The following is a 21,356-nucleotide window of genomic DNA, read 5'->3' on the forward strand; positions in this document are numbered from 1 at the left end:
GAGGAAATGAATAAAGGTTGAGGAATTTTCGGTACCTCCGAAATGTATGTGGATGGATTTCCTGTATAAGTTGACTACATAGAGGGGGCCATTTCCTGTTCATGCAACAAACAAAGGTGGAGAAATTACCTGTTCGGCTGCCCGGGAGGGGGACAAATTTCCTGTTAAAAATGACAGGAAAGGGGGGAGTAATTTCATGGGCATGTAATGAGCCGCATCGAGATCTTATTCTGTATACCGATTGTTTTGATACCGGCTTTTATTCAGTGGCTCACCTGGTGAAAGGATAGGGGGAATATTCGGGGTATTTCTATGAGTGGAGACATTTCCTGTTATTGTACTATAAAGGTGGAGCTTTTATCTGTGTCGGCGTGATGTCACTAGGTATCCTGGTATGGTTGTTCGTAAGGCAAGGTGGAATCATTTCCTGATGCGGATAAATTTGTTGTGAGGAATATCATGAATCAGGGGGTGATTACGATTTACGCGGCCCTTACTCATGTGGAATAATGTTACCGTGTTTCCACATTATGGATAGAGCGAATGAATCATGACACATTGACTGTGGTGCAGGGGAACGATCTTCTTGAGGGTGCCTATGGCGTCACACTGGACGAAATGCGCCTCCTGAACCTAGCCCTTGCGCAAATTGATAGCAGAAAGCCACAACCGGACATGTTGTACACGCTTTATCCTCGTGATTACCAGCGTATTTACGGTGTCAATCCGACCAGCAGTCACCGGCAATTGCGTGATGCCGCTGATAGCCTGATGAAAAAACCAGTGACGATCTACAAGGAAGACAGAAATGGGAAGGTCAGAACGGTTCAGCTTTCTTGGTTTTCGCGTCTCGAGTATGTCAGCAATGACGACCACAGTGCGGTCGTGTTGCGTTTTGGCCAGGACGTTGCCCCTTATCTGTTTGAGCTGAAGGAAAGCTTTACCAAGCTGGACTTTATAAACTTGGCCAGGCTAGATACTCCTTTCTCGATCCGTCTTTACAGCTGGCTGGTCAAGGCACGTAACCTGACCCGGTATCGGAGTCACGGGACCATAGAAGTGACCCTCGAGATCGAATGGATGCGAGAGAAGGCTAACCTACAGGGAAAATACCAGGATTACCGGGATTTCAGGCAAAAACTGCTGCAACCTTCTCTCGATCGGATCAATGCCTCGACCGATATCTCGGTGATATGGGAGCCGGTGAAGATTGGCCGCTCCGTACACGCTATCAAATTTACCTACGTCGATGAGTCCACGCCTGAAGCGGTGAAACCGATGCGCCCACGTCTGCCACGACGCCCTCATGTGACGGCGGGATCAGCTGCTGAAGGGGAGTGGGCCAGAAAATGTATCTCGCTACTGACCCAACATATGGCGCAGCTGGAGGCTTATGATCCTAATGAAAAGGTGAGTGTGCCCGACTTAAGAAAACTGGCTGGATGGTACAAGAAAGTGGGGCACCGTGACCAAGAAAGAGAAACGCTGGAAGCCATCAAACTTCGGGCTCAACGTCGAAAAATAGACCAGTAATCAGTATGTTAGGTGGTAACCACGCGGTCTGCTGCTCGATGAAAATCGGGTATTAAACTGATTTTATTGCGTAAATAATTAAGGGTGCACGAGTCTTCCGTTTTACGCCGTGTCATATGACCCATTGGAACTGGCGGCAGGTTTCTCGATAACAGGATCATTCAGGTCTCAATAGCGCGCCGAGTGTGTAGGGAGCCTTTAGCCCTGGAGACCAATACCTAGGTCTTATTGCCATTCCAGAATTCGATTGAACAACAGGCTGGCGAGATGCTGTTTTTGGGATAAGACAGCATGCACATAGATAACGCCGTCTTTCTCATTCAAGTGCGTGCTGTACAGGACCCGGTAACCGTCTGCCGTGTTGCATTCCCGGTATTTGGCACAACCTAATTCCAGAAGTTCCTGACAGACGGGACTTCCTTCAGGAAAGAGACCCGTTTTCTCTTCAAATTCACCCAGCACATTCGCGATCACCGGTTTGGGATCAAGCTGGCGAGATCGCAGGAAATGTGCGATGGTTTGCATCGTCATTTTTGCCGTGGATGAATAAATAAAAGTGACGTCACACACGGCCATTAAAGCGCATCCAGGATTTCTTCACGTGTATAGGTGCGGCCTAACTCAATGTCTTTTTCAGATAGCGTCATCAGTTTGAGTAGCGCAATGCTTTCATCCCGACGAACACGATCGTCATAGGATTCGATTACGTAAGCAGGATGGCCGTTTTGCGTCACGATCAGAGGCTCGCTCAGATCGAGTTTGGCGGCATTCTGTTTCAAGTAGCTGATTGTCTCGGTTTTCATTATATCTCCTTCTTCTATATCATCGGAACAAGTCTAAATATAGACTGAATACAGTTGGATCACAAGTTATCAATGTGTAACAGTGCGCCATAGGCAGGTCGACCCAGGATAATGAGCCTATGTCCGAGGATCAGTGCGGGTTGGCAAAATCAGTGGGATCTGTATTTTTGCTGTGCAATCCTAACGATGTCTCCGATATGAGAGTGCGTGGTGAGAGCCATTTGATATCATCCCGTTTTTGTATCTGATAATCACCTGATCGGTCTTGCAGTAAAGCAGGTTCCCATGGCGACCAACATCAGGCCCAGTAACCAACAAATGACGACCAGAGGTTACCGTCCAGCGGCGAAGCGTTATTCTAATGAGCCTGTTTCTTAATCATGACACTGTCACTTTTAAAGGGTATGTCTTATCACTGCTACGGGCGTTATGGCATTGCCGCCGCGGTGATCCGCCGGTACGGGCTATGTGTGGAGAGATTATCTGTTCGGACTGAGCAATTTAAACGCTTGCTCAGGTGTCATATCAAATCGCACACCAAGTTGACCGGCGACATCCAGCGCGAATACCCGTGTGTAGATCTCGGTGCTTTTGTAGTCCCGGTGTCCCATGAACGACTGAAGGATCTTCGGGTGTACCCGGTTGTAAAGCAGGTGCATGGCAAAACTGTGCCGAAACGTATGTGGTGTGATGCTCTCAATGGAGAAGTGCATACCGTTTCGTTGTGCATGACCCAAGGCTTCCTTTAACCAGTTGCGAGCGGTGTCATCGGAGATCTCCCATACCGGTTTGGTGACATAACGGGTAAAGGTGGCCAGATGATCGCGCAGCCGGCGCGCAAAACTGGGGTCAAGTAGCGGTAAGGTGCGTTTCACCGGTGTGTCTTTCCCTGGGCGACCGCGCCGCCCTGCCGTATGATTTCGTTGCTTTAAAGTTCGCAGTACCACAAAGGGTTTCACCGCATCCAGCACAATGTCTTTCGGTGTTACTGCCAGAGCCTCGTTGATGCGGGCGCCGGTATTCCATAAAAAATCAAACAGCATTCGCCGGCGCAGATCGGTCATGTTGTCGAGCAACAAGGTGATCTCCGGTGCCAGCAGATAGGCCGGTTGATCCGACAGGTTCAATGCCATCCGCCGCATGGCAACGGCCTGAGCAAAATCGAAATAGGGACTGGAGACCGTTTCCATATCGGAGGCGGCAGGTTCATAGGCTATCAGTGACACAGTTCACCCCGTAAAGTCGGTATTCCCGATCAGAAAATTCCTCCACCTTTCCCTAACAACCCGTCTCGGGGGGGAGGGAAGTCAGTCATATCTCCCGATCGCGCTACGTAAAATCTGCAGTACCATGACCCTGATAAAAAATTATTTTTCACGTAGCACAATCTGATGATAAATCACCCACATTCAAGAGGGCTGAAAGGACAAAGTCAGAAAACTCAGCCACTATTGTGCCTGAGAACGCCGCGGTGATCGTTCGCAATAAATCGGCTGGCGCAGATCTGCAAATCGGTAAAACTGGAGTATAACGGAAAAATACCGAAGAGTAAGGATCGAAATACCGGCGGCGGCTGACGCCCGTCACACCGCCACCGGTGGTTATAAACACCTTATGCTGTGTTAAAAACCCGAACCAATATACCATATATGGGTTATCCACAGAAACGGGGGATAAGTCTGTGGAGATCGGCTTTATAGGGGTTTGCCCGAAGGCCCACCCAGGACAAGCAAAGGCGGTCCCGGGGCGGTTCGCTTGACGACATCCTTGTCGCGGAAAATTTTTGTCAGCCAGGGCGAAAAGCGACGGCATTGTCGGTGGGGGGCGCTACGTAAAAATTGTCGATGATACCCCCCGCAAGTTTGCCAGATTTCGCGGTGCGCAACTGGGGGTTTATTTACCCTAAAATCTGCCCAACAATTCGTCCTTCCTCCAGCACCGATCGGCCCTGGGGTAAATTATCGAGGACAGACGGGCAGGGCGCACGCAGATTAATTCGTGCCGGTGATCGGTCAGCCTATCAATTTTACTTCCGACTTCTGGAAATACACCAGAAATCGGAAACAAATAATTGACCCCGGCCCGCAATACGGGGCAGGGGAATAGGGCATAAAACACCACATGGAGTGGCTATGACTGAGCCAATACCACAACATCGGGTGTCTGCGGGGCAGGGCGGGGGGAGTGCCGGAAATAACACAAAGCGGAAAGGGGCTCCCAGGGTGTCCCATGCGCCCACAGACATCACAGGTAAAACGCCGCAACTACTACTGGATCAGTCTGGTTATCGTTATAATGTCTGAACGATAACATTTGTCATCTCGTCATAACTGAAATAATATTTACTCAGGGAGGGCAGGATAATGAGCATAACGATATTTAGAAAACTGAGAGGGCGAGTTGTTCCCATCACAGTTGATGAAGAGTATGCCGCTGAATATTTGTCTCATGAATATAAAAAAACACCCAAACATAAGGTGACAACGAGTAAATTCGACTCTCTCTCTTCATTCACAGTCCCAAATACCTCTTGCCAAAAATGTGGCCGGGATGTTTTCTACTATGAAAATTCATACGGCTCACGAGTTCTATTTGATTCTTTAGGCCCACCCTGGCCTATTCATCCGTGTTATCAATCAGAGCCTATTTTAAAGAATAAAATAGCCCCCACATTAATGCCTGGGTGGGAACCAGTTTTAATTGAGAAAGGAGTAATAATATCCAGCGGCGGATTAAAGATACAAGGCTCAACCGGTGGAGTACAAATCAGATTTACTTTCGAAGCAACGGAATTTTCAAAAATGCGGATTGACATCAAAGATGTCGCCAATCTCATTGCCTTTGCCTCCATGGAGAAAGGTAAAATACAGATACACAACGGAAAAAGGACATTTGCATGTCGCTACGAGCTTGTCTCCGAAAGGAATTGCAATAACGTTAATCATCAAGAACAGGCTATCACTCCAGGGTTAACTATAAATCCCCCCTCTGAGAACAGAAGGACACCCGCTTCCAAAGAAATGCCAATAACTCCGGTCCTAACACCTCATATTGTGGGTACGTTATCAATAAGAGACGTTGAATTAGTTGTTGATGACAGCGAAAACATGACAGTCATCATCAATGGCCGCATTAATAATGCGATTTCGTGTAAATTATATTCTTCTCGAGCATGATAAAATCAACGAATTATTGTCAGAATTCGAAAAAGAAATTAATGGAATACGCATAAAAACGTGTCTAGTCAAAGATTCCGAAGACGAAATAACCCTTGTTTTTCAAGATCAAAATAGAGGCTCAGAAAAAGTATTCAATGTCCATTTCGTAAAGAAAAAACAGGCAGATAGCTTACCCCGTGTTAAACCAATACACGATGAACATAGGGTAGTACGCCCAATGGTGCTTAATAGAAAGAAACGAGAACGTTCATTAGAGGAACAGATAAGTAGTGTAGCCACAAAAATCTCCACATCAATGGCGGACGCGTTTCTCAATGCCAAAAAGAAATAGCCTCTGGATAGCATGTTTTACCGGACACTTGGATAAATGAATGAGAGATCCCGCAGATGGCAGTTGAGTGATAGTTTCGATTAATAACGGCATACATGAGTCGGAGATCTGCCTGTGGAAAGGTTTCCGATTTTACCCGGGGGACGTTCCCTAACACTCTCCACACCACGCATTATACTGAAATACCTAGCCATTTCACAAATCCGTCAGGCAGGCTGATCGCGCTACGTGAAATCTGGCCCATCTCGAGGGGGGGATGATACTCAATTTTTCATTCTCCGCACCCTGCGTATTTTTCGGCCTGCAAAGGCCCTCATCACAACCGAACAGCCCGGCTGTCGTTTCAGAGCCCCATTGTGCTGCGGCGGTACCGGTGCAGGGAAGCCGAATATCAGACCTGCGGCACATTTTTAGAAAACGCTGAGCGTGGATCAATATGATAATTGTGTGACAAGTGTTGATAATACTTCACAAGGGAAATTAGCATAAATATCCTCATGGTCGTGATCGAGTGCGTACCCTTATTTCTGGAGGGCGTGTCATAAGAACTTTGTGCAGGCATGTCCGTTCATGGTTAGGAATCTATGGTCACTCCCGTTTTTGCAATACCGATACTGAAGATATTGTTGGCTTGCATGAATCTATCCGGCGTCTTAAAGTAGTACTCCCTTACTACTAATGCAACCGAATAAACCTGACATAACGTGATACAGCGTGGCATGGGGTATAAACTGAAATACTCATGTATTACATAAGTATTTATTACAATGACAAATGATTACAATGACAAATGAGCAACTGGTCACCCTGCTTCTTGCCGGTTACACTGAATAAAGATGGATCGCAGGTCTCTTATCAATCATTCGCCAAAACGGGCAGGGTAGACGTTGTTAGACAAGATCGAATCCGTTACCACGGAAAACACCACTTTAGCGCTGGGGCTGGGGCGTCAGGAGGGTATCGCCAGCACGCCATATGCAGAAAATTTATTCCTTATTCGTTGGCTGGCCACTGCCCAAAGGCAGAAGCGATTCCACAAAAGCGTCGCCGTCGACATCACTTGGCTACTTGAACGCGGGCGTAAGCACGGACCGGCCGGCAAACTGCGTCAGCACCTGGACTACCTGTGGCACTCCTGCAGTGGCAATCTGGCCGCACAGTCAGATCTGTTCCGACTCACCTACGCCTCAGAAACGCTGAAAGACCAGGGCTGGGACAATTACGTGATGGATGCACGGGAGTGGAAATCCGGCGTGACCCTGACGCCTTCACTTAACAATGGCTTCTACGTCGAAAAAATGGCGCTGAATGCAGCCTTTACCCTGGACGGACGCCTCCTGCATCCCGCACCCTTTCGCATTATTGGTGACACCGTCACTTTTATTCGTGTCATGACGGAATATGGTTTGCACGCCAGACTCGTCGACAGTACGCCAGATCACCACACGGTCACGCTGGAGCTCGCATAGAGTTACTCTCTGCCAAACCGGTAAAAAGGAGATACCGATGACAATGGCCGACTTTCGCCAAATGGCGGCAAAAATGGATCAGCATTTGCAGCAGCTGGACGTGGAAGGCGGTTACTCACTGCACATGGTGATCGTCGATCTGGTTGTTAACCTCAGAAGAGAATGGCAGTCGATGGCAGATGCGTTTTCATCAGGGCACGCCGACTGATGATTGAAGCCAGCGATGTTGATGCACATATTGGCAAACGCTGATCGGAGACCGGTAATGATTGAAGGTGAGGTGAGTTATAGCCAGGATGGCCAGCCCGGTGCGTAACCACCAATGCAATTTAACATAATCTTCGTTATGCGCACCCAGACTGTAGTAGCAAAGTTGTAATGTCCGCTCTGGGCTAAGTTAAAATGTCCGTCACGTAGACTCACCATTGAGGGATTCTGATGACGGCTCAGGCAGCGGAGTTTTTCACTTTGGACGAAGTTAACCGACTCAAAATCGTTCAGGACGTTATCGACCGGCGCCTGACAACACAAATGGCAGCGCAGCGCCTTGGTATCTCCGATCGCCAGTGCCGACGTCTTCTGTCACGTTACCGCGAACATGGCCCGCTCGGTATCGCTAACCGTCGTCGTGGCAAACCAAGCAATAATCAGCTTCCCACGGGTCTTGCCCAGTATGTACTCAACATAATTCATGAGCGCTATACGGACTTTGGACCGACACTGGCGTGTGAAAAACTCGCAGAACTGCATGACGTTCATCTGTCTAAAGAAACGGTACGGTCGCTTATGGTTAAGGCCAGACTTTGGATCCCTCGCAAACAGCGAGCGCCAAAAATTCAGCAGCCTCGCTATCGCCGTGCCTGTTGTGGTGAACTGATCCAGATTGATGGTTGTGATCACCACTGGTTCGAAAACCGTGCGCCCGCCTGTACTGTTTTGGTCTACGTCGACGATGCGACGAGTCAGCTGATGCAGCTTCGCTTTGTGAAATCGGAATCGACATTCACCTACTTTGAGGCAACACGAGGCTATCTGGAAAAACATGGCAAGCCGCTGGCGTTGTACAGCGACAAAGCCAGCGTATTCAGGATCAACAATAAAAATGCCACTGGTGGCGATGGCTATACCCAGTTTGGCCGCGCGATGCACGAACTGAATATTCAGACTATTTGTGCGAATACCAGTTCTGCCAAAGGCCGCGTTGAACGCGCCCATCTGACTCTGCAGGATCGCCTTGTAAAGGAACTCCGGCTCAGGGGAATTTCTTCAGTGGTCGCAGCTAATGATTATGCTGATGAATTTATGGCCGATTACAACCGGCGCTTTGCGAAAGCTCCCCGGCACAACTTTGATGTACATCGGTCACTTGAAAATGATGATGATCTGGAAGCATTTTTCACGTGGAGGGAACCGCGCCGCGTTTCAAAATCCCTGACGGTCCAGTATGACAAAGTGCTCTATCTGATTGAGGATAATGAAATGACGGTGATGAATACCTTGTAATATCGGATTTAGAAGACAAGTTCCCATATGAGATACTGCACCCACAACACGGAATTGAGATCATTGCGGGACTAAGTTTCGGTAGTAAAAACAAATATCGAATAAAACTCATATGGGATGATGATTATAAGAGACGAAATGAAGAGGAGTTTTTCATTTCAATATGAATTAACTCACTCAATGACTGTATGCCAAAAAGGTCGCTGTGGAAGATATTTTCTCAGCGGCCTTTTCAACTTTGCTGGCAGGCGGACATCTCTACTTAGCCTTGACACAGACTGTTAGTCCAATTTAGTAATGTCACTTTTTAACCATTTAGAAATGTTCCTTTTTCAGGCATAAAGGCTCTAAGCTTTTGTGACTCCAGGGATCCCCAAAATGTTGGTGACTATGTCTGATAAAGAGTTAGTTCGCGCCCAGGTTATCCAATCTGTTTGTGAAAAACGGTTACGTCGTCGTGATGCTGCAGGTCAGCTGGATCTCAGCGAACGTCAGGTTCAGCGCCTGATGGATAAGTTCCGCTTGTCAGGAACTCCAGGGCTCGCCAGCTTGAAGCGTGGCAAACCAGGAAACCATAATCTTCCTGAGCAACTGAGAATGAAAGTTCTGGCGCTGCTACGTGAAAATTACAGCGACTTCGGACCTACATTGGCCACAGAAAAGCTCAGCGAGCTCCACCAAATATCGATCTCTGTAGAAACCGTTCGTCATTGGATGATTGCTGACGGCCTCTGGGTTCCTCATGCTCGACGCAAGCCTCGGGTCTATCAACCACGCTATCGCCGCGACTGTCTTGGCGAGCTCATTCAAATCGACGGCTCTCACCATGACTGGTTTGAAGGTCGTGCATCAAAATGCTGCCTGTTGGTTTATATCGATGATGCGACCGGCCGGCTGATGCACCTGCGGTTCTGTGAAACAGAATCGGCGTTCGATTACATGCTGGCGACGCGGGAATACCTTGATAGACATGGTAAACCTGTGGCGTTCTACAGTGATAAACATGCTGTTTTTCGCGTCAGCCAGGCTGAAACTCGTCGCACCGGCACCACGCAGTTTGGACGCGTTCTGCATGACCTGAACATCGAGCTTATCTGCGCCAACAGTTCCCAGGCCAAAGGCCGCGTCGAGCGTGCCAACCTGACACTCCAGGACCGATTAATCAAAGAGATGCGACTCGAGAGTATCAGCAGTATCGAAGAAGCCAATGTCTGGTTGGACAGCTTCATCCTGGACTTCAACCGCCGCTTTGCCAAGGCCCCAAAAATCTCCACCGACCGGTCAACGAACAGCCGGCAGAGCTGGATGATATCTTTGCCTGGCAGGAGCTCAGAACACTCTCAAAATCGCTGACATTCCAATACGATAAGATGCTTTATCTGGTTGAACCAACAGAGGAAAACACGCGGATTGCGGGCGAGAAAATCATGGTTTATGACTACCCTGACGGTACACTGGGTTTCAAATACGGCTACAGGACGCTGACCTATCAGGTCTTCGACAAATTGGCCATCGTTGACCAGGGTGCCATCGTAGACAACAAGCGGCTCGGCGCCGTACTGAAACTGGCGCAGGCTCAGCAGGATGAACGAGACCGGGATGGTCAAAGGGAGCGCAGTAAGAAGATGCCAAAACGACGAGCTCAGGCCAGAGTTCAGGAACAACTCAGGGCCATCAATCCGGTTCTGGCCAACCCCGAAGAATTCAGAGCCAGCCTCAAACGCTAACGCCCTTTTCTCTTTTCAACTTTCACCAAGGTGACATTTTAAAATTGGAAACCAGGGTGACATTTCAACTTCGGGTAGACACAGACTGTCAGCACAAAGCGATAATGTCGTATTTTACCAAAGTTAAAATGTCGCTTTTCGGTTAGTCTGTTTTCACAGGCAGACAATCCGGAGCGTCTATGTTGGTGACCATGAGCCAGAAAGAACTGAACCGTATTCCCGTGCTGCAGCAAGTCTGCGACAAACTCCTGACACAAGCCGCTGCAGCAAAACTGCTGAGTCTCAGTGTTCGTCAGCTCCAGCGAGTTCTTGTCAGATATTTGTCCGATGGTGCTGCTGGCATCGCTTCGCGTAAACGCGGTAAGCCAGCAAACAACCGCGCCCCAGATGATCTCAGGCTGCAAGTTCTGGTGTTGCTACGTTAAAATTACAGCGACTTCGGACCCACACTAGCCACAGAAAAGCTCAGCGAACGCCACCAAATATCGATCTCTGTAGAAACCGTTCGTCATTGGATGATAGCTGACGGCCTCTGGGTTCCTCATGCTCGACGCAAGCCTCGGGTCTATCAACCACGCTATCGCCGCGACTGTCTTGGCGAGCTCATTCAAATCGACGGCTCTCACCATGACTGGTTTGAAGGCCGTGCATCAAAATGCTGCCTGTTGGTTTACATTGATGACGCTACCGGTCGGCTGATGCACCTGCGGTTCTGTGAAACAGAATCGGCTTTCGATTACATGCTGGCGACGCGGGAATATATTGATAAACATGGTAAACCCGTGGCGTTCTACAGTGATAAGCATGCCGTTTTTCGCGTCAGCCAGGCTGAAACTCGCCGCACTGGTACCACGCAGTTTGGACGCGTTCTGCATGACCTGAACATCGAGCTCATCTGTGCCGACAGTTCCCAGGCCAAAGGCCGCGTCGAGCGTGCCAACCTGACGCTCCAGGACCGACTAATCAAAGAGATGCGGCTCGAGAACATCAACAGCATCGAGGAAGCCAACGCCTGGCTGGACAGCTTCATCCTGGACTTCAACCGCCGCTTTGCTAAGGCCCCCAAATACCCAAAAAATCTCCATCGGCCGGTAAACGAACAGCCGGCAGCGCTGGATGATATCTTTGCCTGGCAGGAGCTCAGAACGCTCTCAAAATCGCTGACATTCCAATACGATAAGATGCTTTATCTGGTTGAACCCACAGAGGAAAATACGCGGATAGCGGGCGAGAAAATCATGGTTTATGACTACCCTGACGGTACGCTGGGTTTCAAATACGGCTACAGAACGCTGACCTATCAGGTCTTCGACAAATTGGCCATCGTTGACCAGGGTGCCATCGTAGACAACAAGCGGCTCGGCGCCGTACTGAAACTGGCGCAGGCTCAGCAAGATGAACGAGACCGGGATGGTCAAAGGGAGCGCAGTAAGAAGATGCCAAAACGACGAGCTCAGGCCAGAGTCCAGGAACAACTCAGGGCCATCAATCCGGTCCTGGCCAACCCTGAAGAATTCAGAGCCAGCCTCAAACGCTAACGCCCTTTTCTCTTTACAACTCTCACCAAGGTGACATTTTAAAATTGGAAACCAGGGTGACATTTCAACTTCGGGTAGACACAGACTGTTAGTCCAATTTAGTAATGTCACTTTTGGGGGTGCGGATGTTTTGTTGGACTGGTTATGTTGTGATCCCCAGATGCTGCCGGTACTTCACCGGACTCATTGCACCTAATGAGATCTTGATCCGCTTCTTGTTATACCATCGTATGTATCTGTCTAAGAAGCAGATAAAATCTTCCAACGTTATATTCGCCCAATTTCTACCATAGTACATTTCATTTTTGACCCGCCCGAAGAAGCCTTCACACGCCGCGTTATCCGACGAGCAACCTTTGCGCGACATCGACCTTATAAGACCCGATGTACTGATACGATCCAGCCAACCCGGCCATTGATAATGGCCGCCTCTGTCGCTGTGTATCACCGGTCTTTCATTTTCTCTGAGCGTATCGATCGCATCATCGAGCATGCCATTCACAAGTTTTGCGTCCGGGCACGTTCCTATCGACCAGCTCACCACTTTGCCATCAAAACAATCGATTACTGGCGACAGATAGACCTTGCCCACCGGAAGCTGGAACTCGGTAATGTCAGTCAGCCACTTCTCATTTGGCCTGCAGGAGCGAAAATTTCTGGCAAGGAGATTTTCAGGGGCCGGCCCTATTTCTCCGCAGTAAGAGCTGTATCGCCGCCGCCTGGCTCGCTTAACGATGAGTTGCTCCTCAGCCATCAGCCTGCGGACGACCTTTTCAGAGATACAGATATAGGGGGGTGATGGCAGAGCGTGGCGCTATTGTTAACCACTCCACGCTTCACCATGGGATTATTCATCTGGCGCTGTTAATTAAGTAACAGCAAGGCGTTTTAACCAAACACATTCCTCCACAAGATAAACATTAGTAATGTTTCATCTGCTTTTTTCCCCCAATAATCTATTAGTCTATATCTTTTTGCGATCTCGGTTTGTAAACGGTTCACTTCTATCTGACTTGTTAGGGGGGTTCTACTCAACTTTTTCTCAAGATTATCCTTTTCTCTCACTTTATAGTTATATACGTAGCCAGCATGATTAAGAACATCATTAATGTTATTGAGTATTACATCAGTATCAATCGGTGGTTTAATTCCTTTCGGGTCAGATAAATATTTCGTCGCCGTACTCCACAAATCAAGTCTTCGTGATGATTCATTCTTCTTATTCTCCCAACAAACCACCTCGCGTTTTTTTTCTTCGATCTCATCGCATAAATAATTAATTTCTTTATTTATGTCAGCACTCCATTTTTGAGCTCCGACTTTAGGAGGTTTACTCGAAGCTATATATTTTTGTTCCAACTGTAATAAAAGATAATCCCTTTCATTTACTTTAAGATCATATGTGTAATTTTCATGTTTCAGAGTGTTCTTAATTCTATTTATCATTAAATTAGTATCAATCTGTGCGTGAATTGCTTCCGGCCCAGATAAATATTCTGGCACCGCCTTCAACAACTCAAGCCTTTGTGAGGCTGCCTTTTTACAGTTATCTACGCAACTTGCAATATTCAGATCATCATTAATGCTATTTCGTATTACATCAGTATCAATTGGTAGCTTAATTCCTGCCGACCCAGATAAATATTGTAGCACCGCATAGTTATATCTGGCTTGAGCCCTCAGATCGTTGCCGGTTGCGGGCAGAGCTGATTTTAAGTCTTTCACCTGTTGCAATGTAATACCCTCGCTATCTACAATGGTATTAAACGCTGGTAGATAGGATGCATAAACAGGATCAACCTGACTGCTGGTCGTACCCTTGTTTATAAATTCCGTTAATGTTTTCTTGAAGGTAGATGACTCAAATTCCCCCCCCTCCCTCCTAGGAAGCGTAGCGTTCATCGAAGCCAGTATAATTATATCATCAAGTTTATGATTTCCTCCGGAAACAGAGCGTTTGCTTCTGGATGAGTTTTCTTCAAACTCAATATGTGAGCCGTTTATTTTTACCCGGCTTAGAACGTCAATCATATAAGCATTATATTCTGCAGCATTCAGAAGCGTATCTGCTTTAGTCAACCTGCTGTTTCTTAACAGAATATCTGCCTGCGCTAGTTGATTTTGGGTGATATTAGCATTTTCGGGTAAGTCTAAAGCATACTTTGCACTCAGTTTACCTACCCGTTCATTTTCATAAAAATACCTCGAATCTCGAGTTGGAGGTTCAAATGAGGAAGGAAATGAACCGGTGTTACTCCGCGCGTTCCCTATATAAGTATGATCTAATGTGTAAGAAGAATTATGTGAAGCTTCATGGGTCACCGTATCAACTAATCCACCATGGCGCTGATTTTCTGGCAACATAGCCAGAAAAATTCTTTTCTTACTGTCATAGGGCATGGCAAAGGCATCAGGCTTGGATGGATTAAACTGGCGATATTTAAATAAAACAAAGGATGTATAACCCCCTGATTTTTGCTTAGAGAGATAGTCATGTAGAGTATTGATATTATCTTTAAACCTGTTATAGGCCATGTCTGATATGCTAGAAACATCTACTTTATCAATATCAATGATAACCTCATCATTCAATCCAGTGGCTTCATTAATTAATGATTTTAATTGAGATTTAATCTCAGGCTGAGATTCTGCACGTTCAAAAAGAGATTTCACGGAGTTTACTTTTTCATATGCACGATCAACAGCTGAAATAACTTCATGAGAAAAATAACTTGTATCATGGTCTAAACTATTTTTGCTCTCGATAATGTTTTCGGAAATTATTTCCGCATCCCCATTGGTCATTATTCCTTTAATGGCCGCATCAGTTTTTTCACTGGATATTTCTTCTATCGGTTTAACAGGTGTGAATGTCGTTCTTACTATAGTTTTTAGATGATTTATCATCTCATCATAAGTATATAAATCAGTCTGACGGGTAAATAGTTCATCCTGAGTGATGGCGTCATTCGGTTCGTCCGAAAATCGTTTTTTTGAAAAAAGATCAGAGATACTCTGAAGTGTATTACCTAATTTTTGCGTAATCGGATTGGCTCCAGTAAACGAGAGAATCTTCACTTTAGTAGCTGGAATGGATTCATAATAACCAATCTCACTGCTCACCGCTTTAGAGCCAAGATACCGAGCCACATTCTTTATGTTATATGGTTCAAGCTCGGGTTGGGTGATGACTCCATTTCTTATCAAATAATCTCTAAATTCAGGGTATTTATTAATGACGACATAAGGGTGGCCTATAAGGTTGTTAAGAGTAAGATTGCCATTATTTATTGAAAATTTAAACTCAGCAAAACCATAATAGTTACTTATTTCGTCATATGTTGTATTTTTCCCAACCAAGACATAAGTATGGAAATTTAAATTATCATTCCTATTGTTTCTATTTTCCATTATATCACCAATCATTAACTGGATGTTTTTCAGATTGGCGGAAATGGATTCTTTCTTATCTCCTGTAAATTGTTCTAGCTGATTAATTAAGTTATCTGTCTTACTCGCCATGTCGTTAAGTGAAGCATTTTGTGCATCTAAAGGTATGCTTTTATCTACCTTAAACTCGTCACTGCTTTTAAATTTCGAAGAACTGTGTTCAAAAGACTGTATTCTTTTCTCTGCAAAACTTCTAGCTAACACAAGTCTGGAAAATCTATTAAGCATTATATGATGTTCGGTCGTCTGGTCAAAAGTCACCCGAGCTCTGCCGGAGGGGCCTGAATATACAGCCTCCTGACTATTTTCTGGACTCTCATCTGGCTGTGAACGCTTCTGCGAGGTTGATTCACCCTCTTCAGGACGCTTGCTTCCTCCCCTTAGATTTTGTAGTGGTTTATCTAATTGAACACTGTCTTCCAGTTTCTTGCTGATTTTTAGCTTTGATGACATATTCTTTGCCATATCGTAAGAATTCGTAGTACCTATGCCACTGATCAGAAGCGCCTTATAAATTGCGAGTGGATCACCCGTGTCTACAGCTATCTTAACGCTCTTCCCTACGATGGCCAGGTCGACCGCTTTATTGCCAAGCATAAGCCCGTATTTAACAACCTTACCGCCAATACGGGTGAACTTTCCGACTTTAGCTGCAATCCGACCACCAGGAATGCATCCTACAACCAGGCCAGCAACCGCCATTGGGTCAGGATCCTTATCTTCTGTCAAATCAGCAGCAATGTCCGCTGCCGATAGTGTGGTATTGAGAACCCATCCCTCCGGCGTGAAAGATGTGATGGCCCCGACAGTAGCATCAACCCAGCTTCCTATATATTCAGCCTGATGAACATGCAGCTCTGTTTCCTGTATCGTTTCTCCATTAATGGAGCTAGACACTAACTGCATTTCTCCACTGAGGGTAGAGAAGGGCCTTGAAAATGACCTCAGATACTCTGCTGAAGTCAAATTATCCCAGGTGAATTCGATATGATATCCAGCGGCGGTTGCAGTGACCCCTGGGTCAGGAATATGAGCACCAGTAATCGCTCTGGAAATTAATAGTTTGTTTTTTGGGGGCGACGATCCGTTTTTATAGTCACCCTCAATAGTATTTGCAAGATATGAAGAAAGTCTCGTGATGCTTATCGGCTCCGGATTATTATAATTAAAGAAATATTCGAAACTTGAATTCCCCATCCTAATATCATTAAAGATATCAAAACCGTTGCGCAGACGGTAAAAGTGAGCGTTCCCATCAGAATCAGGCATATATTCATACTTCTGTTCATTAGCATCATGAGGCATGGCCCATTTGATGTCTTCTAAAAGATCACTCCCTTTGCCAACATAGTAATAAGGATTTTCAGAATCTAAGCGAACAATAACTCCAGATTTAGCACTTGGGCTATCAGGAAGAAGAAATGTATTTTTAAGTTTATATCCTTCTATATCGACAGGTACTAAGTTCGAAACGCCTATACTGGCAAGGTAGGCATTATTCCTGATCTTCTGTGCAAAGCGTCCATCATTTTGTATCTGAAGCAATACAAGTTGAATACCATGTAAATAGGTTTGTTTTTTCTTCTCATCGGAGAAGCCCTGATAACGTATGTCACGATCAAAATCAAAATGTTCTGACTGTAGCGTCGTGTTGGCAGGAATGTTATTATGCCATTGATGAGGGGGAGGGGGAGCCATATCCGCCACTGCCCGTTTACGTACTCGAGGTTGAGCAGCATCCTGGTCACTCTTATCAGAGAACGGCCTAACATCGGTTTGTTGCTGTAATGGTGATGAATGACTCACTGGCTCAACCTTCCTCTCATTCGCAGCAGCATTCCCCCATGCAGTGTCAACATTGTTGGCTGCCACTTGGCGCTGCTGTGCTTGAGAAAGTGTTACCTCATTGATTTCAATGTCGTTTTTATTTCTTCCTGATTGCCAGGCTCTTCGTCCCCCTTTAAAAGCGGCCGTAGTGGCGGTATCGAGCACTGAATCAAAAATCATCGACTTCACGGAGTCCATTTTTATTTTTTCACTTTGCTTTCCTTCCACCACGTGTTGATAAACCGCGCTGAATGTTTTCTCTCTATTTTCGACACGTAAATTATGCACGCCTGCACCTGCGGTTATCCCGGTGCCAGCCACAAGTTTCATCACGCCAGGCACGGGTGCCGTCAGTAAATTAAAGCCAAGTTGCTTAAGCTTTTTTCCCAGCAAGCCATAAATTGCCTTATAGGGCTTATCATGGCCCGGCATGGTATAATTATTAACCTTATTGACATTGTACGGTATTTTTATCGAGGCCTTCAGCACCTTATAAGGTAACCGGAAGAGCTTGGACACGTTGAACGATACCGTATCCAGAGCCTGCTCAAAGGACAACTCAATAACAATGCGGGTGACTCCTTGTGAGATCCGCCGTTGTCCCCATTTTACAATATACTCAACAAGTCCCTTCTCTAAAGCAACATATTGCTCCGGACTCATCGGTAATCGCAATTCACCATTACCGGCATTTTCAAGCTCACCGGCAAGCCGGGTGGCGAAAAGATACCCGGCCGGATCTCCGGTTGAAAGGGTCCCCGCTAATAGCCCCTGTTCCTTCAGGGAGGCAAGTACCTGCTGTGCATCCGGCGGCGGATAATTACCCACGCTCCGTTCTTTGGCGAGGTTTGCCCAATGTTTGGCAAGGCGTGCGCCCCGTGAATGTTCATCCAGCGGTCTTTCGGTCAGCCGTGCAGACGCTGCCGACAGACTTTCCTTCACCTTTGTCGCCCACAATTGTGCATAGCCGGCCTGTATTTTTGCTTCGCTAAAGTCGCGGGCGGGGTATTCGGCTGCCTGAAGGGCGTTGCTCAGGGCGGCGATACTCGCCGTGAGGTCACCTGCCAAATCCGGCAGTAATTTATCCACGGCCTTCAGAGAGGAAACAGCGGCAGGCAAGCGCTCAACTGACATTTTCAGGACAGCAACCTGCTGCCGCCTGAGCAGATTCTGAATACCCTCTTCCGCTTTTCCCAGACGTTCCACCAGGTTGCGGGCACTGGCGATATCACCGCCCAGCAGCCGCTCCAGCGTCACCACTTTTACCGCCCGCTGGTTTTCGGGGTTTTCCTGCTTAAGGCTGGCGCTCACCCATTCCCTGAGCTGTGCATCCAGGTCCTCCTCACCCGGAGGGTTGCGGCGTTCTTGTTCGTTTCCCAGCTCATCCGTCACGGCGTAAGAAGCCAGTATCCCCTCAATTTTTTTCAGCTCACCCACTTTTGACAACAACGCAGTGCTGGCGCACTGGATTTTGATGGCCGGCTGCTGCCACAGCCATAAAATGCTTCTGATGATGGAATCGGTAACGACCTGTTCGGGATCCTTCGCAGGGGTTTTGGTGGAGTGACCATGCTGTGCGATCCGGACAAGCCGGTGCGCATGCACTTTCATTCCCGCAACTGCAGTTTGCGCTTGTAATTTTGTCTTAACAAAATCCATATTCTGCCACATGTTAATCGGCACTTTTGCCAAATCGCTAGGGAGGCTCTGAAGATAGGCGGCGACATGACTAACGAAAGTCTGTGAATCGCCCTGAAGCTCACTGGCTTTTTCTGCTTCGTTCCGTATAGTCGAGGAAGAGGTGCTCTGCCCCATGTTAATCGACACTTTTGCCAAATCGCTGGAGAGGCTCTGAAGATAGGCGGCGACATGACTAAAGAAAGCCTGTGAATCGCCCTGAAGCTCACGGGCTTTTTTATTGGCTTTTTCTGCTTCGTGCTGTGAAGTCGCAATCATCGCATCGACGGTGGCTGACTTACCGGCCTCCCACGCCGCTGTCCGGGCCTGCATAAGGGAAGCCCAGGCGGCATGACCTGACGTCTCTGCCGTCATTCTCCCCAGCGCCTGTATCACCGTATTTTTATCACTGGAGGAGAACGCGCCGGTAAGCTCAGCGACCAGCATGTCGTGCCGTTTTTCCGGGGTACTGTAGTCATCCATAGCATGCAGGGTATGGACAACGCGGATCAGTGTCTGCATGGTTGACTCCAACCGTCTGGCCAGCGACTGAGCCCTACGCCGGCTCCCCAACTCGGTCCCCGCGGCTTCCCCTACGTTTTTTCGTGGCAGCTCATGCTTAACCCAGCGTTTTATTACTTCGTCAGAAAACTTGTCCGTCAGCCGCTCTATTTTGCCTATCTGTTCCAGCAGCCACCGAGAACCCAGCGGCCCCCCAACGCTTGCCTGAACGTACTGGCGGGATTTGGCCGCCGCCAGGTCGTCACGCAGCTGCGTCAGTAATCCCTCGTCAACCTCGGGCACCTGGCTGTTATACCCTTTTAGCCTGAATTCCTGGGCTTCTTCCAAGTGTGTTTCACGAATAAAAGCGAATAAATGGTCATTGTTACTTCCGGCCGACAAGTCTCCCCCCTCATCAGGCGGTGAAACACCCACGCCGCCCTGGCTGACCCGTTGAAATACTGGGTCAGCATTATCTCTTTCGGTTTCTTTTGAGTGTGTTTCTTTTTCCTTCGACTCACTGGAGTAAGGCATAAAACTGTCCTCACGATTGGATTATTGACGACTGGACTCTGAAAAGCGCTATGACCGAATGAAAGTTAAGTGTCTTCTTTTTACCATGCGGATAATGCAGCGATACGACGCGACAATATCGCACTCTGCCATCATCTCTTCCTGTGGCTGCATATTCAGTGTATTCGCTGGTATCTGACCTACGCTAATGTGACAAAACTATTAGTTACACTCTGACCTAAATACTTGACAGAGCCGAATTATCGAAAACGTAGATACCTGTGTTTCAGCAGCAGGCAGATTCAGCAAACGGGCAATTTCATACATATAGGAAGTGGTGCTGGACGGGCCGGAAAACATCGGCAGCTTTTTATCCATGTTCTGCTGACGCCAATTCACCACCAACGGTTTTTCTGCCCCTATTGAGGTCATCGACTTATCGTTGATAACGAAACCGCCGTACCCCGATTCATGTTCGTCGCGTTCCCTAAGGGAAAATGAATGGCGTCGATACAGCGGCGGCTTTATCGCCTGCAGCATGCCCTTAAACTTGAAGCCTGTACCTTTATGCTGGTCGCTGCTTGGCCGGCTGCCAATTAAATCCGTGGACGTTTTGATACCCAACGCTTCCGCGGCGTTCCAGTCGGCGTATTTTAGCCACACCCAGCCGTGAGGCTGAGTGGTGATCGGCTTCGACATGACCGGCGGCGCTCCCGCCGTTGAGCTGGCAAAAATATCCAGACGCGGGTTGGCTTCTTTGCTGTTCAGCAAAGACTCATTAGCCTCCCCTCCCAGCTTGCGCAATGTCTTCAGCGGGCGAAAAAAGCGGATATAGCTGTATGCCAGGCTGGTCAAAACGCGGGCGTTAACCTTGCTTTCATTCAGCAGCGCGTTCATTTGCTTTGCCCATTTCGCGTTATCGCTTTCCCACCCTTCCAAGAAACCTATCCCGGCATCCTGATTGGTTTTCGTTATAGTAAATGATGGATCTCTAGCTTGATAAATAGCCAGTTTTTCCAGTATTCTGCGTAAAAAAGAACGAGCAATATATTCTACTGCCGGAAATTCAAGGAGATCGTTACCCAAGTGGTTAAACTCAAACGCCTGGTTTTCCTCAGATATTTTTTCAACGCTCTGCGCGACCACACTCTCTTTTAGAGATTTATCTGCTGCTGGGAAAAGTGTGTGAACTTTATCGTAAATATTATTTTCAATATTCCATTCATATTCTGCAGCCCGTAATATTGCTTTATTAAATTCTTCGATCGCCAGCTGTAACTGTGGTGTTTTAGTCGGCATAAATAT

The 21,356-nt window shown here is 47.3% G+C and carries 9 protein-coding genes and 4 pseudogenes; 7 read left to right on the top strand and 6 right to left on the bottom strand.

Annotation, left to right across the window (positions count from 1 at the left end):
• Positions 1-543: 543 nt before the first annotated feature.
• Positions 544-1,533 carry a replication initiation protein gene (locus tag KHA73_RS24070; RefSeq protein ID WP_010895834.1) on the top strand — a complete coding sequence of 330 codons (990 nt, stop codon included), beginning with the start codon at positions 544-546 and terminating at the stop codon, positions 1,531-1,533.
• 225 nt (positions 1,534-1,758) lie between these two features.
• Here KHA73_RS24070 and KHA73_RS24075 read toward each other — a convergent pair whose 3' ends face one another.
• From KHA73_RS24075 to KHA73_RS24085, 3 genes are all read right to left on the bottom strand, one after another.
• The gene (locus tag KHA73_RS24075; RefSeq protein ID WP_234591461.1) at positions 1,759-2,058 is read right to left on the bottom strand and encodes a type II toxin-antitoxin system RelE/ParE family toxin; all 300 of its coding nucleotides are present in this window, start codon (positions 2,056-2,058) and stop codon (positions 1,759-1,761) included.
• A gap of 50 nt (positions 2,059-2,108) precedes the next feature.
• A complete protein-coding gene (locus tag KHA73_RS24080; protein WP_010895832.1) occupies positions 2,109-2,336 on the bottom strand; it encodes a type II toxin-antitoxin system Phd/YefM family antitoxin in 228 nt (75 codons plus the stop codon).
• A 479-nt stretch (positions 2,337-2,815) separates the two neighbouring features.
• A complete protein-coding gene (locus tag KHA73_RS24085; protein ID WP_010895831.1) occupies positions 2,816-3,526 on the bottom strand; it encodes a tyrosine-type recombinase/integrase in 711 nt (236 codons plus the stop codon).
• A 1,173-nt stretch (positions 3,527-4,699) separates the two neighbouring features.
• On the opposite strand from KHA73_RS24085, the gene KHA73_RS24090 reads away from it, so the two are divergent.
• From KHA73_RS24090 to KHA73_RS24115, 6 genes and pseudogenes are all read left to right on the top strand, one after another.
• Positions 4,700-5,512 carry a hypothetical protein gene (locus KHA73_RS24090; protein ID WP_169558222.1) on the top strand — a complete coding sequence of 271 codons (813 nt, stop codon included), beginning with the start codon at positions 4,700-4,702 and terminating at the stop codon, positions 5,510-5,512.
• Positions 5,513-6,733: 1,221 nt separating this feature from the next.
• Positions 6,734-7,315: a DUF2913 family protein gene (locus KHA73_RS24095; RefSeq protein WP_010895828.1), complete on the top strand. Its 582-nt coding sequence runs from the start codon at positions 6,734-6,736 to the stop codon at positions 7,313-7,315.
• Positions 7,316-7,352: 37 nt separating this feature from the next.
• Positions 7,353-7,523 (top strand): hypothetical protein, encoded by a 171-nt coding sequence (locus KHA73_RS24100; RefSeq protein ID WP_010895827.1) that lies wholly within the window; start codon positions 7,353-7,355, stop codon positions 7,521-7,523.
• Positions 7,524-7,753: 230 nt separating this feature from the next.
• Positions 7,754-8,800, top strand: a pseudogene (locus KHA73_RS24105) (ISNCY family transposase); the annotation flags it as partial.
• Positions 8,801-9,208: 408 nt separating this feature from the next.
• Positions 9,209-10,545, top strand: a pseudogene (locus KHA73_RS24110) (ISNCY family transposase).
• Between the two features lie 191 nt (positions 10,546-10,736).
• A pseudogene (locus KHA73_RS24115) lies at positions 10,737-12,083 on the top strand (ISNCY family transposase).
• 142 nt (positions 12,084-12,225) lie between these two features.
• Here KHA73_RS24115 and KHA73_RS24120 read toward each other — a convergent pair.
• The 3 genes and pseudogenes from KHA73_RS24120 to KHA73_RS24130 form a co-directional block, all read right to left on the bottom strand.
• Positions 12,226-12,870: pseudogene (locus tag KHA73_RS24120) on the bottom strand (IS3 family transposase); the annotation flags it as partial.
• A gap of 101 nt (positions 12,871-12,971) precedes the next feature.
• On the bottom strand, positions 12,972-20,072 hold the full coding sequence (locus tag KHA73_RS24125) for a hypothetical protein (protein WP_010895820.1): 7,101 nt from the start codon (positions 20,070-20,072) through the stop codon (positions 12,972-12,974).
• Positions 20,073-20,273: 201 nt separating this feature from the next.
• Positions 20,274-21,350: a hypothetical protein gene (locus tag KHA73_RS24130; RefSeq protein ID WP_010895819.1), complete on the bottom strand. Its 1,077-nt coding sequence runs from the start codon at positions 21,348-21,350 to the stop codon at positions 20,274-20,276.
• Positions 21,351-21,356 lie beyond the last annotated feature (6 nt).

The organism is Serratia entomophila (genome assembly GCF_021462285.1).
Lineage (GTDB): Bacteria > Pseudomonadota > Gammaproteobacteria > Enterobacterales > Enterobacteriaceae > Serratia > Serratia entomophila.